The organism is Enterobacter sp. R-25 (assembly GCF_049913205.1).
Taxonomy (GTDB): Bacteria; Pseudomonadota; Gammaproteobacteria; order Enterobacterales; family Enterobacteriaceae; genus Enterobacter; species Enterobacter ludwigii.
Map to the genome: position 1 here is coordinate 1,903,495 of NZ_CP183982.1, position 13,953 is coordinate 1,917,447.

At 57.5% G+C, this 13,953-nt stretch carries 13 protein-coding genes; 7 read left to right on the forward strand and 6 right to left on the reverse strand.

The window, feature by feature from the left end; genetic code table 11:
• Positions 1-37: 37 nt before the first annotated feature.
• Genes ACN9MQ_RS09095 through xthA form a run of 5 tightly spaced genes read right to left on the reverse strand, consistent with a single transcriptional unit; the run spans position 38 to position 4,832 of the window.
• The gene (locus tag ACN9MQ_RS09095; protein WP_126488355.1) at positions 38-658 is read right to left on the reverse strand and encodes an ATP-binding cassette domain-containing protein; all 621 of its coding nucleotides are present in this window, start codon (positions 656-658) and stop codon (positions 38-40) included.
• Entirely contained in the window at positions 658-2,187 is a 1,530-nt protein-coding gene (locus ACN9MQ_RS09100; protein ID WP_426021429.1) for a thiamine ABC transporter permease, read from the reverse strand. Before ACN9MQ_RS09100 ends, ACN9MQ_RS09095 begins: the two co-directional genes overlap by 1 nt.
• Positions 2,160-3,320, reverse strand: a complete 1,161-nt coding sequence (locus ACN9MQ_RS09105) for an ABC transporter substrate-binding protein (protein WP_426021469.1) — start codon at positions 3,318-3,320, stop codon at positions 2,160-2,162. The genes ACN9MQ_RS09100 and ACN9MQ_RS09105 overlap by 28 nt, the downstream gene beginning before the upstream one ends.
• Before the next feature lie 15 nt (positions 3,321-3,335).
• The gene (locus tag ACN9MQ_RS09110; RefSeq protein WP_025204411.1) at positions 3,336-4,019 is read right to left on the reverse strand and encodes a TVP38/TMEM64 family protein; all 684 of its coding nucleotides are present in this window, start codon (positions 4,017-4,019) and stop codon (positions 3,336-3,338) included.
• Positions 4,020-4,025: 6 nt separating this feature from the next.
• On the reverse strand, positions 4,026-4,832 hold the full coding sequence (gene xthA, locus ACN9MQ_RS09115; protein ID WP_020884424.1) for an exodeoxyribonuclease III: 807 nt from the start codon (positions 4,830-4,832) through the stop codon (positions 4,026-4,028).
• Between the two features lie 433 nt (positions 4,833-5,265).
• On the opposite strand from xthA, the gene astC reads away from it, so the two are divergent.
• From astC to ves, 7 genes are all read left to right on the forward strand, one after another.
• Positions 5,266-6,486, forward strand: a complete 1,221-nt coding sequence (gene astC, locus ACN9MQ_RS09120; RefSeq protein ID WP_014169663.1) for a succinylornithine/acetylornithine transaminase — start codon at positions 5,266-5,268, stop codon at positions 6,484-6,486.
• Positions 6,483-7,517, forward strand: coding sequence for an arginine N-succinyltransferase (astA, locus tag ACN9MQ_RS09125; RefSeq protein ID WP_044857183.1), 1,035 nt, complete (start codon positions 6,483-6,485; stop codon positions 7,515-7,517). The genes astC and astA overlap by 4 nt, the downstream gene beginning before the upstream one ends.
• Positions 7,514-9,001: a succinylglutamate-semialdehyde dehydrogenase gene (astD, locus tag ACN9MQ_RS09130; protein ID WP_149376649.1), complete on the forward strand. Its 1,488-nt coding sequence runs from the start codon at positions 7,514-7,516 to the stop codon at positions 8,999-9,001. Before astA ends, astD begins: the two co-directional genes overlap by 4 nt.
• On the forward strand, positions 8,988-10,313 hold the full coding sequence (gene astB / locus ACN9MQ_RS09135) for an N-succinylarginine dihydrolase (RefSeq protein WP_426262720.1): 1,326 nt from the start codon (positions 8,988-8,990) through the stop codon (positions 10,311-10,313). Before astD ends, astB begins: the two co-directional genes overlap by 14 nt.
• 10 nt (positions 10,314-10,323) lie before the next feature.
• A complete protein-coding gene (gene astE / locus ACN9MQ_RS09140; protein WP_040017244.1) occupies positions 10,324-11,289 on the forward strand; it encodes a succinylglutamate desuccinylase in 966 nt (321 codons plus the stop codon).
• Between the two features lie 338 nt (positions 11,290-11,627).
• On the forward strand, positions 11,628-12,125 hold the full coding sequence (gene spy, locus ACN9MQ_RS09145; RefSeq protein ID WP_020884420.1) for an ATP-independent periplasmic protein-refolding chaperone Spy: 498 nt from the start codon (positions 11,628-11,630) through the stop codon (positions 12,123-12,125).
• Between the two features lie 297 nt (positions 12,126-12,422).
• Entirely contained in the window at positions 12,423-12,980 is a 558-nt protein-coding gene (gene ves / locus ACN9MQ_RS09150; RefSeq protein WP_041162545.1) for an environmental stress-induced protein Ves, read from the forward strand.
• Here the strand turns inward: ves and cho are convergent.
• Entirely contained in the window at positions 12,958-13,836 is an 879-nt protein-coding gene (gene cho / locus ACN9MQ_RS09155) for an excinuclease Cho (protein ID WP_014169671.1), read from the reverse strand. The genes ves and cho overlap by 23 nt on opposite strands.
• Positions 13,837-13,953: the final 117 nt, after the last annotated feature.

A 13,953-nucleotide genomic window follows, 5' to 3' on the forward strand; every position in this document is an offset into this window, starting at 1 on the left:
TCGTCTCTCCTGAAAGGTAAAACATTGCGTTAGCACATTATTGCCAGCGAGAAATCTCAATCACTTCGCCGCCCGGGGGCACGTCTTCGTCGTCATGCGTGACCAGAACCACCGGAATATTGCGTGCGCGGGTAGTGTCAAATACCCATGCCCGAAACGAGGCGCGTAACGCATTATCGAGACGGCTGAACGGTTCATCCAGCAGTAACGCCTGCGGCTCTGCAAGCAGGGCACGCAGCAGACTGACCCGGGCACGTTCGCCGCCGGAAAGGGTCGCCGGATCGCTGGCGTAATGCCCGACAAGCCCGGCAGAACCGAGCGCCTGCTCGACCGCTTCCCGCCGTGCTCGTCCGACAATCCGTTCAGGTAATGCCAGCAGCAAATTTTGTCCGACGCTGAAATGGTCAAACAGCAGGGCATCCTGAAAGAGGATCCCCAACCCGCGGGCCTCCACGGGCAGTCCGTCGCAGCGACGTTCATCAAGCCACAGTTCGCCCTGAGCCTGAAAGTCGTCTGGCAGTGCGCCCACCATCCAGGCAAAAAGGGTTGATTTTCCGCTGCCGGAAGGCCCCATCAGCGTGACTATTTCGCCGCGTGGTACACAAAAATTGACCTCGCGGAAAAGCGGTTCAATGGTGAGATTGCTGACCTGCAGCATTAACGTAATCCTCGTCGGTAACGGCTTGCGAGCCGGGATAGCAGGGCGGCAAGGCCAAACACACTCCCCGTGACCAACAGCAACCCCAGCGCCCGGTTAGCCAGAAGCGGAATGCTGCCTCCACTGCTGAGCGCCACGGTTTCAGTGGTCAGCGTCGCAAAACGGCCTGCGCCCAGCCAGAGGGTTGGCATATATTGCGCCATGCTGACGGAAAACCCGGTCGCGAAAGCCAGCAGCGCCGGGCGTACCAGCAAGGGGCATTTCAGACAGCAGAAGATTTTTCCCCGCCGCCAGCCGAGCGTTCTGGCGGTAAGGATCAGACGGGGATCGATCCTCTGCCAGGCCGGCTGGAGGACCAGCAACATCCACGGTAAAACCCACAGCAGATGGCTCCACAGCACGGCGGCATAGTGCCCGTCGATACCCAGTCGCAACGCGATAACGTATTGTCCGGTAACGAGGGGCAGCGCCGGCAGCGCCAGCGGCAACCACACCCACTGTGTGCCTCGCTGCGGTCCCCACTCAAGCCAGAGAACAATTACCCCCAGCGAAATCAGGCTGGCGAGCAGGCCAAAGGTGAGACTGGCGCCAACCGCACCGATGTCGTCCCGCTGCGCCAGCATGAGCAGCACGACCGCGCAAAGCACCCCGCAGGCGGGCAGAAATCCGCTGAGCAGACGCGCTGGTGGCGCGATAAGCGACATTCGACGGCGTCCGCTCAGATCCGGCAGCGTGCGACGCCAGAATCTCCATGCGCCGTAACCCAGTGCAGAAAGCGCGGCCAGCAGCTGAAGGAGAAGCAGGCACAGCAGCGTTCCCTTTGTCTGCTGCTGCGCATCGCCCTGACTGAGCCACTGCCACGCCAGTACGGCAAGCGTCGGGGGATTGCCAGGCCCGAGCACCATCGCCACGTCCACAACCGACAGGGACCAGGCCAGCACCGCCAGCATCACCGCGCCAAGAGCCGGCGCGATCGTTGGAAGGATGAGCCAGTTCAGCGCCTGAAAACGCCCGTAGCCGAAGGTATGCAGCACGACCTTTTGCTGCGCAAGGCGTTTTTCCGGCAGGACGGCGTAAAGGGCCCACAGCACAAACGCGCTCTCTTTTACCGCAAGCGTCAGCCCCAGCCCTGCACCGTATCGGTCAAGCGGCGGCGTACAGACGCTACACACCTGATACAACAGGCCCCCTTCGGCAAACAGCAGTAAAGCGCTGGTGGCAAAGGCCACATGAGGAACGGCGAGCAGCCACGGCAGTCGGCTGCTGAGCCGTCGCCAGCGCTCGCCCGGCCACAGGAGGGCCACGATCACCAGAGCGATAAACATCGACCCCAGCGACGCGATAAGCGTTGAGACCAGCGTGGCGACCGTAGCCTGTGGCAGTTGCGGGTCGTTAAGCAGCAACTGCCAGTTGTTCAGCGAGAATGCCGGGGCAAACAGTATGGCGGCGGCGGGGAGCAGCGGCATATAGATGACCGCCATTGCCAGCCAGACGAGCCAGCTCAGCGGGTGCCGTAACGACGCAGCCATTCCTGCTCCAGCGCGTTAACCCAGGCAGCGTGCGGCTCGGGAAGTATTTTCGGCAGCCCTGCCGGCGTATGGGCAGCGAGCTGCTTCGCTTCTTTTTTGGGCAGTGTTTTCGCATCCAGTACGCTCGGGTCTCCCCAGATGGCCGGGTCGGCCTTGCGAATTTGCGCCTGCGGTGAAAGGAGGAAATTGGCGACCACCTTCGCGCCTGCGCTTGCGCTGGCATTCGACGGAATGGCCACAAAATGGACGTTGCCTATCATTCCGTTGTCAAAACCAACGCTGTAGCTGTCGGCAGGCAGTTCACCGCTGGCCACTTTTTGCTGCGCATGTGCCGGGTTAAAGGTCAGGGAGAGATTAAGACTACCGCTGGCAAGCAAGGTATCCATTCTGGCGGGCGAGGGAGGAAAGTCCTCTCCCTTTCGCCACAGCAGCGGGTGTAATTTGTCCAGGTAGTGCCACAGCGGAGCCGTCACCTGGGCAAAGGTGTTATTAGGGGCTTTTTGCAACGCCTCCGGGTGAGCGGTGAGGGTCAGGAGCAACTGTTCCAGAAATGCCGTACCGGTAAAATCGGGCGGGCGTGGGTAGCTGACTTTGCCCGGATGCTGCTGCGCATACGCCAGCAACGCCTGAGGATCGTTTGGGGGCGCAGGCAGGCTTGCGTGGCGGGCAATAAAGGTGAGTTGTGCACCGCCCCACGGGGATTCCGCGCCATCGGTGGGGACAGCAAAATCCTCCATAACCGGTTTACGGGTATCGACATAGCGCCAGTTGGGCAAGGTCTGCGCCCATCCGGTTTGCAGCAGGTTAGCGGCTTTCAGGGTACGGAAGTTCTCACCGTTGACCCATAAGAGGTCGACTGACCCGTTCGTTTTCCGGCCTGCGGCGGCTTCTGTTTGAATACGTTTGACCGCATCGGCGGCATCCGCCAGTGGGACGATTTTAAGGGTTATGTCGTAATGCGTTTTCATCTCACCGCTTACCCACTCGAGGTAGCGGTTTACCGCCCGATCGCCGCCCCAGGCGTTAAACCAGACGGTCTGGCCTTTGGCTTGTTGTTGGATAGCCTGCCAGTTGTCCGCTGCAAACAGCGGGGCTGCCAGCAGCAGACCGCTCAGAAACGTGCAAAAACGCACACGGCGCATAATGCCTCACTTTTTTGATGAAGGGGTAAAACGGGAAAACAGCCAGCGCGTCGCCAGCGGCAATAACCCCAGTAGTGTAAAGGCGAATATCAGTCCCGGCGATAAAATATCGCGAAGCGAATTCACTTTCCCCAGCGCGCGTCCGGCATTCAGAAAGATAATGGTTGCAGGCAGCATGGCGACCTGGCTCACCCACCAGTAGCGACTGACCGCAATACGGGTCAGCCCCATGAGCAGATTCACCAGAAAAAACGGGAACAAGGGCATCAGACGCAGGGCAAAAAGATACCCTGCACCGTCCCGCGCCATACCGGCGTTCACCGTATTCATCTGTGATGTGAATCGCCGCTGTACCCAGTCGCGCAGCAGATAACGGCTGGCAAGCATCGCCAGCGTGGCGCCGAGGGTAGAAGCAAACGAGACCAGCAGGGTGCCTTCCCACAGCGTAAACAGCGCTCCCGCCAGCAGCGTCAGTATCGCCGCACCGGGTATCGACAGGGCGGAGACCAACACGTAGAGGGCGAAAAAGAAAAACGCGCTTTGCCACGGTGCCTGTTCCACGTGCGAGAGGAGCGACTGCTGGTGCGTTTTGATGGTTTCCAGGGAGAGCGTCCCCGGCGGAAGAAAGACGAAGGTCAGAACAAATGCGCCCAGAAGGGCGCACATCAGGAGTATTTTTTGCGTGTTCACACGAGGTTACAGTTTGAATTTCGCCCAGACCGGCGCATGGTCAGACGGTTTTTCCATGCTGCGGATATCGTAGTCGATGCCGGTTTCGATGCAGCGTTCCGCCAGCGGCGGGCTGGCCAGCAGCAGGTCTATACGCAGACCGCGGTTGTCATCAAAGCCTTTTGAGCGGTAGTCAAACCACGAGAAGCGATCCTGCGTTTCCGGGTTGGCGGTGCGGAAAGTATCAACCAGACCCCAGCCGAGCAGGCGTTCCATCCACTCGCGTTCTTCCGGCAGGAAAGAACATTTACCGGTACGCAACCAGCGTTTGCGGTTCTCTTCTCCAATGCCGATATCGAGATCGGTCGGGCTGATATTCATGTCGCCCATGATCAGCACCGGATTCTCTTTTTTCAGTTCGGTGGTCAGGTAATCCTGCAGATCCTGATAAAACTTTGCTTTGGCCGGGAATTTTGTCTCATGGTCGCGGCTCTCACCCTGCGGGAAATACCCGTTAATCACCGTGATATTGCCAAGTGGTGAAGGAATTTCCGCCATGATGATGCGACGCTGCGCTTCGCCATCATCGCCCGGGAAGCCACGACGTACGGAAACCGGCGTCTCTTTGGTCAGCAGCGCCACGCCATAGTGACCTTTCTGTCCGTGATAGAAGACGTTGTAACCGAGCTTCGCCACCTCTTCGAGGGGGAACATATCGTCGTGAACTTTTGTCTCCTGCAGGCCGATCACATCTGGCTGATGTTGCTCAACAATTGCTTCAAGCTGGTGAGGGCGGGCACGCAGGCCGTTGATATTAAAAGAGACAAATTTCATAGTCGCTGCCAATGCAAGGTGAATAGTGCATGGATGGTAGCAGAATTTGCGTCAACTGTTACGGGGTTCGACCAATAACTGCGACAGATCATGCCAACGGTGCAATATTTGCACCATTCTGACGCGCATTGCCCCCCAACAGGGCGTAAAGAACCGATAAATTTCGCGAGCGATCACAATTCCAGAATTATATTTGGCTTCTGCATACTCTTTCTTATTTTCGTGCGGCAAAGCGCCGCTTGTCGTAAAAATATTCACTTTTTATGCAATAACAGTGAATAACTCCATATCGTAACTTATTGATATTCTGTAACCCTAACCCGTTTATGCATTTTTATCGCTGGCTGGCACGAAGGCTGCAATCTACATTCACAGTGCAAACACTCAATTATTTAACATCTAAATAACCTTTTATTTACCGGATGAGGTCGCTATGTCTCTGTCAATTACGCGTGAAAATTTCGATGAATGGATGATGCCGGTTTACGCTCCGGCGGCTTTTATTCCGGTACGGGGGGAAGGCTCACGCCTGTGGGATCAACAGGGCAAAGAGTATATCGACTTTGCAGGCGGGATTGCGGTAAACGCGCTGGGTCACGCGCACCCTGCGCTGCGTCAGGCGTTAAACGACCAGGCGGCGAAGTTCTGGCATACCGGTAACGGTTTTACCAACGAGCCCGCTCTGCGACTGGCGAAAAAGCTGATCGACGCAACGTTTGCCGAAAAAGTCTTTTTCTGTAACTCAGGTGCGGAAGCAAACGAAGCTGCCCTGAAGCTGGCACGCAAATATGCACACGATAAATTCGGCGTTCATAAGAGCGGCATTGTGGCGTTTAAAAACGCGTTCCACGGCCGTACGCTCTTTACCGTCAGCGCTGGCGGTCAGCCGTCATACTCGCAGGATTTTGCGCCACTGCCGCCGGATATTCGTCACGGCGTGTATAACGATCTGCAGTCCGCCAGTGAGCTTATCAACGACACCACCTGTGCGGTGATCGTCGAACCTATGCAGGGTGAGGGCGGGGTCCTTCCGGCGCAAAAAGCGTTCCTGCAGGGGCTGCGTGAGCTGTGCGATCGTCATCACGCGGTGCTGATTTTCGATGAAGTCCAGACGGGTGTGGGGCGTACCGGTGAGCTGTATGCCTATATGCACTACGGCGTAACGCCGGACGTGCTCTCTACGGCGAAAGCGCTGGGCGGCGGCTTCCCGATTGGCGCCATGCTGACCACCGATAAATTCGCCAGCGTAATGACCGTGGGTACGCATGGTACAACATACGGTGGTAACCCGCTGGCTACCGCCGTGGCCGGACAGGTACTCGACATCATTAACACGCCGGAAGTGCTCAAGGGGGTTAAACAACGTCATGACTGGTTTGTTGAGCGCCTGAACGCCATCAACAGCAAGACGGGACTGTTTAAAGAGATCCGCGGTCTGGGTCTGTTAATTGGCTGCGAACTCACACCTGAGTTTGCCGGAAAAGCTAAACTTATTTCACAGGAAGCGGCAAAAATGGGCGTGATGGTACTGATTGCCGGTGCCAACGTGGTGCGTTTTGCCCCTGCGCTGATTGTCAGCGAGGAGGAGGTGAGAACCGGTTTAGACCGTTTTGCACTGGCCTGTGAACATGTGAAGTCCGGGGTGTCATCATGATGGTCATCCGTCCCGTTGAGCGCGGCGATATCGCCGGGCTCATGCAGCTTGCCGGTAAGACGGGAGGCGGGCTGACCTCGCTTCCTGCCGATGAAAAAACGCTGTCGGCGCGCATTGAGCGCGCCCTGCAAACCTGGCAGGGGACGTTGCCAAAAAGCGAACAGGGTTACGTGTTCGTTCTCGAAGATACCGACACCGGTACCGTGGCCGGCATTTGCGCAATCGAAGTGGCCGTCGGGCTTAACGACCCGTGGTACAACTACCGTGTCGGTACGATGGTTCACGCCTCAAAAGAGCTGAACGTCTATAACGCGCTGCCCACGCTTTTTCTCTGTAATGACCACACGGGAGCCAGCGAGCTTTGCACGCTGTTCCTCGATCCTGCGTGGCGAAAAGAGGGCAACGGTTATCTGCTCTCCAAGTCGCGCTTCATGTTTATGGCCGCGTTCCGCGATCGTTTTAACGAAAAGGTCGTCGCCGAGATGCGCGGCGTGATCGACGACACCGGCTATTCACCTTTCTGGGAGAGCCTCGGCGAGCGCTTCTTCTCGATGGAGTTCAGCCGGGCGGACTATCTGTGCGGCACCGGGCAGAAAGCGTTTATCGCCGAACTGATGCCGAAACACCCCATCTATACCCATTTCTTAAGCCCACAGGCGCAGGCGGTGATTGGCGAAGTGCACCCGCAAACCGCGCCGGCCCGGGCGGTGCTGGAAAAAGAGGGTTTCCGCTACCGTAACTATGTGGACATCTTTGATGGCGGACCCACCCTGGAGTGCGATATCGACCGCGTGCGTGCGATCCGTAAAAGCCGGCTGGTTGAGGTTTCCGAAGGCCAGCCTGCACCGGGTGAGTGGCCAGCATGTCTGGTGGCTAACGAGCAGTACAACAATTTCCGCGCCATGCTGGTGCGAACCAACCCGAAATGTGAACGTCTGGTGCTGACGGCCGCGCAACTGGATGCCCTGAAATGTAACGCCGGCGACACGGTTCGCCTGGTGCGTCTCTGCCCTGAGGAGAAAACAGCATGACTTTATGGATCAACGGTGACTGGGTCACGGGCGAAGGCGAGCCGCGCATAAAGACCAATCCGGTCGGACAAGAAGTGCTCTGGAAGGGAAATGACGCCAGCGCCGGACAGGTCGAACAGGCCTGTCACGCCGCCCGTCGCGCTTTCCCGGGATGGGCGAAACAACCGTTCTCCGTACGTCAGGGAATTGTCGAGAAATTTGCATCACTGCTGGAGGCCAATAAAGCCGAATTGACGCGCGTTATCGCTCAGGAAACCAGCAAGCCGCGCTGGGAGGCGGCCACGGAAGTGACGGCGATGATCAATAAAATCGCCATTTCGGTGAAGGCGTACCATACCCGTACCGGTGAGCAACATACCGATATGCCTGACGGCGCGGCCACGCTGCGCCACCGTCCGCACGGCGTGCTGGCGGTATTTGGCCCCTATAACTTCCCGGGGCATCTGCCGAACGGGCATATCGTGCCCGCGCTGCTGGCGGGCAATAGCGTGATTTTCAAGCCGAGTGAGTTAACGCCGCTGACCGGTGAGGTGGTGGTGAAGCTCTGGGAACAGGCTGGTCTGCCGCACGGGGTGCTCAACCTGGTGCAGGGGGGACGTGAAACCGGCCAGGTGCTGAGTGCGTTGAGTGATATCGACGGCCTGCTGTTTACCGGCAGCGCCGGAACAGGCTACCAACTGCATCGCCAGCTGGCGGGGCAGCCGGAAAAAATTCTCGCGCTGGAGATGGGCGGTAACAACCCGCTGATCGTTGAAGATCCTGATGATATCGACGCGGCGGTGCATTTGACCCTCCAGTCAGCGTTTATTACCGCCGGACAGCGCTGCACCTGCGCGCGTCGTCTGCTGGTGAAACGGGGTGCACAGGGCGATGCCTTCCTCGCGCGGCTGGTGGAAATCAGCGCGCGTCTGGTACCTGCGCAGTGGGATGCCGACCCACAGCCGTTTATTGGGGGGCTGATTTCCGAGCAGGCCGCGCTGAACGTGCTGAAAGCCTGGCAGGATCACGTGGCGCGCGGGGCGAAAACCCTGCTTGAACCAAAGCAAATCAAGCCCGGAACATCGCTCCTGACGCCGGGCATTGTTGAGATGAGTGGCGCACGCAACGTGCCGGATGAAGAGGTCTTTGGCCCGCTGCTCTGCGTCTGGCGTTATGACGATTTTGACAGCGCCATTGAGATGGCCAATCACACCCGCTATGGCCTGTCGAGCGGTCTGATTTCCCCGCATCGTGAGAAATTTGATCAGCTGCTGCTCGAAGCACGCGCCGGGATTGTGAACTGGAATAAACCGCTTACCGGTGCGGCGAGTACGGCACCGTTTGGCGGGGTAGGCGCTTCGGGTAACCACCGCGCCAGCGCATGGTATGCCGCAGATTACTGCGCGTGGCCGATGGCGAGCCTGGAAACGCCTGCGCTGACGCTGCCGGAAACGCTGAGTCCGGGGCTGGATTTTACTCAGGGGGATCGTCATGAAAGCGCGTGAAGTTAACTTTGACGGGCTGGTGGGGCTGACGCACCACTATGCCGGCCTCTCGTTTGGTAATGAAGCCTCGACGAAGCACCGTTTTCAGGTCTCCAACCCGAAACTGGCGGCGAAGCAGGGGCTACTGAAAATGAAAGCCCTGTCGGATGCCGGTTTCCCGCAGGCGGTGATCCCGCCGCAGGAGCGTCCGAACGTGGCGGTGTTACGTCAGCTCGGCTTTAGCGGCAGCGATGAGCAGGTTATCGAAAAAGCGGGTACGCAGACGCCGCACCTGCTTTCAGCGGCGAGCTCTGCCTCGTCGATGTGGGTGGCAAACGCTGCTACCGTTGCACCGTCGGCCGATACGCTGGATGGCAAAGTACATTTAACGGTGGCGAACCTGAATAACAAATTCCACCGTGCTACCGAAGCGGAGACGACCGAGCGCGTTCTGCGTGCGATTTTCCGTGATGAGGCCCACTTTGAGGTCCATCAGGCATTGCCACAGGTGGCCATTTTCGGGGATGAAGGAGCGGCAAACCATAACCGTCTCGGGGGGGATTATGGCGATCCCGGCGTGCAGCTGTTCATTTACGGGCGAGAAGAGGGCGGCCATTCGGCACCTGTCCGTTATCCCGCCCGCCAGACGCTGGCGGCAAGCCAGGCCGTCGCGCGGCTGAATCAGGTGAATCCCTCACAGGTGATTTTTGCTCAGCAGAACCCGCAGGTGATTGACCAGGGGGGTTTCCACAATGACGTCATTGCCGTCTCTAACCGCCAGGTGCTGTTCTGCCATGAGCAGGCGTTTGCCCATCAGGAGAAGCTGCTCGCTACGCTGCATGAGCGGGTGCCGGGATTTATGCCGATTCAGGTGCCGACCCAGGCGGTCAGCGTGCAGGATGCGGTTGAAACTTACCTCTTTAATAGCCAGCTGTTGAGCCGTGAGGACGGCAGCATGATGCTGGTGCTGCCGCAAGAGTCGCAGGACCATAAAGGGGTGTGGCGTTATCTGTCTGAACTGGTGAAAGCCGATAACCCGATCGATGAATTGCGCGTCTTTGACCTGCGCGAAAGCATGGCCAACGGCGGCGGTCCGGCCTGTTTACGCCTGCGCGTAGTGCTGACGCAGAACGAAATGCAGGCTGTTAATCCGGCCGTGATGATGAATGAGACGCTGTTTAACTCCCTGAATGACTGGGTGGATCGTTACTATCGCGACAGATTAACGCAGGCCGATCTGGTCGACCCTCAGCTACTGCGTGAAGGGCGTGAGGCACTGGACGCGTTAACAACAATCCTGCAGTTGGGATCGGTTTATCCGTTCCAGCGCTAAAGGAGTGGCTATGGAAAATTTACTGGCGTTGACACTGGCCGATGAAACCCCCGAACAGCGTGAGGGGGAGGGCCCCTCATTTCACTGGCGGTGGCTGGGTCGCGGCGTCCTTGAACTGACACCGGCCGCGAAGAGTGAGTTATCGCTGCTGCTTTCAACCGGCATCCATGGCAATGAAACCGCGCCGGTTGAAATTGTCGACCTGCTGCTTCGCGCGTTGTATCGGGGAGATATCACCCTGCAGTGCCGTCTGCTGGTGGTGCTTGGCAACCCGCCAGCGCTGGCGCAAAACAAACGTTATCTTGAGAGCGACCTTAACCGCATGTTTGGCGGCCGCTGGTCACAGTTTGTGCCAGGCGATGAAACGTCGCGGGCGCAGTGGCTTGAGCACGTGGTTGCCACATTTTTCGCCGCGGCCGGTCCCGTGCGCTGGCATCTCGACCTGCATACGGCAATTCGCGCCTCTTATCATGTGCGCTTTGGTGTTCTGCCCCAGCGTAACCAGCCGTGGGATGAGGCGTTTCTGAGCTGGCTGGGCGACGCCGGGCTGGAGGCTCTGGTGTTTCATCAGTCGCCGGGGGGCACATTTACCCATTTCACCTGTGAGCATTTCGGCGCGCTGGCCTGCACGCTGGAACTGGGAAAAGCGCTACCGTTTGGCCAGAACGATCTCACGCGCTTCGCGCCAACACATCTTGCGCTTCGCGCGCTGCTCGGGGGATTGGCACCCGAGCCAACGCAACAGACTGTCGTGCGTTATCGGGTCGTACAGCAGATCACTCGCCGCAGCGAAGCCTTCCGGCTGCATATGGCCGCCCACACGCTGAACTTCACCCCTTTTCGCAAAGGCGTTCTGCTGGCGGAAGATGGCGACGAGCGTTACGAGGTGCAGAAAACCACTGAATATGTTCTGTTCCCTAATCCATCAGTAGCGTTTGGCCTGCGCGCCGGGCTGATGCTGGAAAAAGTGTCCTGAACATCTCCCCTCTCATTGCCTGAGAGGGGAGCGTCAAAATATTTTTCTTAGCGATTAAAGCGCAATGACAACTATTGCAGAATATTCCTGGTGAATTGCTTTATTATTGGTCTTCACTTCGCTATACTTTTTTAAATTGCTTTGAAAATCATCATCTTGAATATTTTCGTTGCAACTCTCCATCCTTTATCCTTAATTCCTCCACATTTGGCGGTAATTTGTTTTTTACACTTTCATTGTTTTACTGTTGCTCTGATTAATTGACGATAAACCCCGTAAAGTTAATCTCGTCAACACGGCATAGCGCCGAAGAATAACTGAAAGTAAGGAAATAAATTATGCGTAAGTTTACTGCACTGTTTGTTGCTTCTACCCTGGCTCTGGGCGCTACCAGCATGGCGTTCGCTGCAGATACCGCGACCACCACCACTGCCGCGCCTGTCGAAGGCAAAATGATGATGCATCATAAAGGCAAGCCGGGTATGCACCACGAGATGATGATGTTTAAAGATCTGAACCTGACGGATGCACAGAAACAGCAGGTCCGCGACATCATGAAAAGCCAGCGCGACCAGATGAAACGTCCGTCACTGGACGAACGCCGCGCGATGCATGACATCATCGCCAGCGACAGCTTCGATAAAGCAAAAGCCGAAGCGCAGATCGACAAAATGGCTGAGCAGCATAAAGCCCGCATGCTGGCGCATATGGAAACCCAGAACAAGATCTACAACATTCTGACGCCGGAACAGAAAAAACAATTTAATGCCAATTTTGAGAAGCGTCTGACAGAACGTCCAGCAATGGAAGGTAAAATGCCAGCACCAACCGAATAATCGGTTCAACATCTTAAGACCGCCGGGATCCTGTCCACAAAAGCGCTAACGCTGTGGACAGGACCGGCGGTTTTTCTTTCCTGCCCTCTTGTCTGCCGCCGCCAGAGCGGTATTCTCCTGTAGTCGCTTCAGAGAATGTTTGCAGAGTCATGGCGTTATAATTTTTATTAACGTTCCGCTAAGGCCTGCCCGCTCTGCTGCCGATACTGTGTCTGTGAAAACCCAACGATAACAAACAAGACAGCAACGATAGCGATATCCTTGCCCTGGCACAGGTTGTGCCTTTCAGGAGTGGTGATGGAGTTCTTTGATATCCGTAAGATGCCGGTCAGCCTCTGGCGCAATGGCGCAGGCGAGACGCGGGAAATTTGTTGTTTTCCGCCCGCAACGCGCGATTTTTACTGGCGTGCCAGTATCGCGACCATCGCCAGCAATGGCGAATTCTCTTCTTTTCCCGGTGTCGATCGGGTGATTACCTTGCTTGAAGGGGGTGAGGTAACGCTGGATGCCGGTCAGGCGTTCTGCCATACCCTGAAACATCATCAGCCATACCATTTTTCCGGCGATCAGCCGGTGAAAGCACTGCTTTCCGAAGGACGGATGTCGATGGATTTCAACATCATGACCCGGCGTGACCGTTGTCAGGCGAAAGTGCGTGTCGCTGACCGCACCTTTACCACGTTCGGCTCCCGCGGGGGCGTCGCGTTCGTGTTAAGCGGGGCGTGGCAGCTTGGCGATAAGTTGCTGACGGCCGATCAGGGCGCCAGCTGGGAGGAGGGCGTCCATACTCTCCGCCTGCTGGAGGCTCAGGGCACCTTATTATTCAGCGAAATTAACTGGCTGCCGGGGCGCTAAGCTCAATGACCTCATACTTGCCGGTTAACACGGGCTTGCAGAGAATTTTGTAGCCATCGTGGTCGAAACCGGCGGGTGTGCGCAGCAAGGTTGCCGCATCGTTTACATCGTCAACAGCTCCCAGCCAGAGCCAGTTATTGATGATGTGGTACTGGGTCATCGCGTCACCGACTTCTTTTAGCGCAACGGCACCCTCCCACGGCCAGCAGTTAACGCTAAGCGCCGCCAGCCCTGCGAGGAGCCGGGCGTGGTGTTCCTCAATGCTTTCTTTCCCGCAGCAGGCACCTGCGCAGCGCTTCAACGCTGAGCGGAAACAGGCACGCCCGCGGGTGGTTGCTTCGAGGCCTAGCAGGCTGTAGCACAGCTGTAACTCATCGGCCAGCGTTTGCAGAGCCTGCAGAGCCGCCCGTTTATTTGCGAACAGCCCGTAGAGATTGGGGGCGTGAGAAAAATCGACTTCCCGTGCGTAGACAACCTGCGGCTTACCGGCGTTTATCTGCAGGGAGCAGAGCTGCCGGTTGCGGCGCAGGCGCTTATTGAACAGCGGCTGTTGCTCTTTGATCAGCCGGGCTTCCAGTAAGAGCGCGCCCATCTCTCCGGCGGTACGAAACCAGGTGATGCGTCGCGACTGGCGCAGCATTGCCGCCTCGTCTGGCGTACGCAGATGAGACATGACCCGGCTGCGAATATTTACGCTTTTGCCAATGTAGAGCGGAAGGGTGTCACTCTCACCGTGAAAGATATACACGCCCGGCTGTTTAGGCAGTTCCTCAAGCCAGGGGCGAAGATGTTCGGGATATTCGTAGATAGCCGCCGCTTCAAACTCAAGACGCGGGGCGGATTGACGCCTGCTCACATACTACTCCATATACTGTTCAGGCATACAGTGTAGCAGAGCCGGTTTGGTTAAAAAAGAGCCGGATGGCGCAACGGACGGTGCGGGCGAACACCCCCTCCCCAGAGAGAGGGGGCC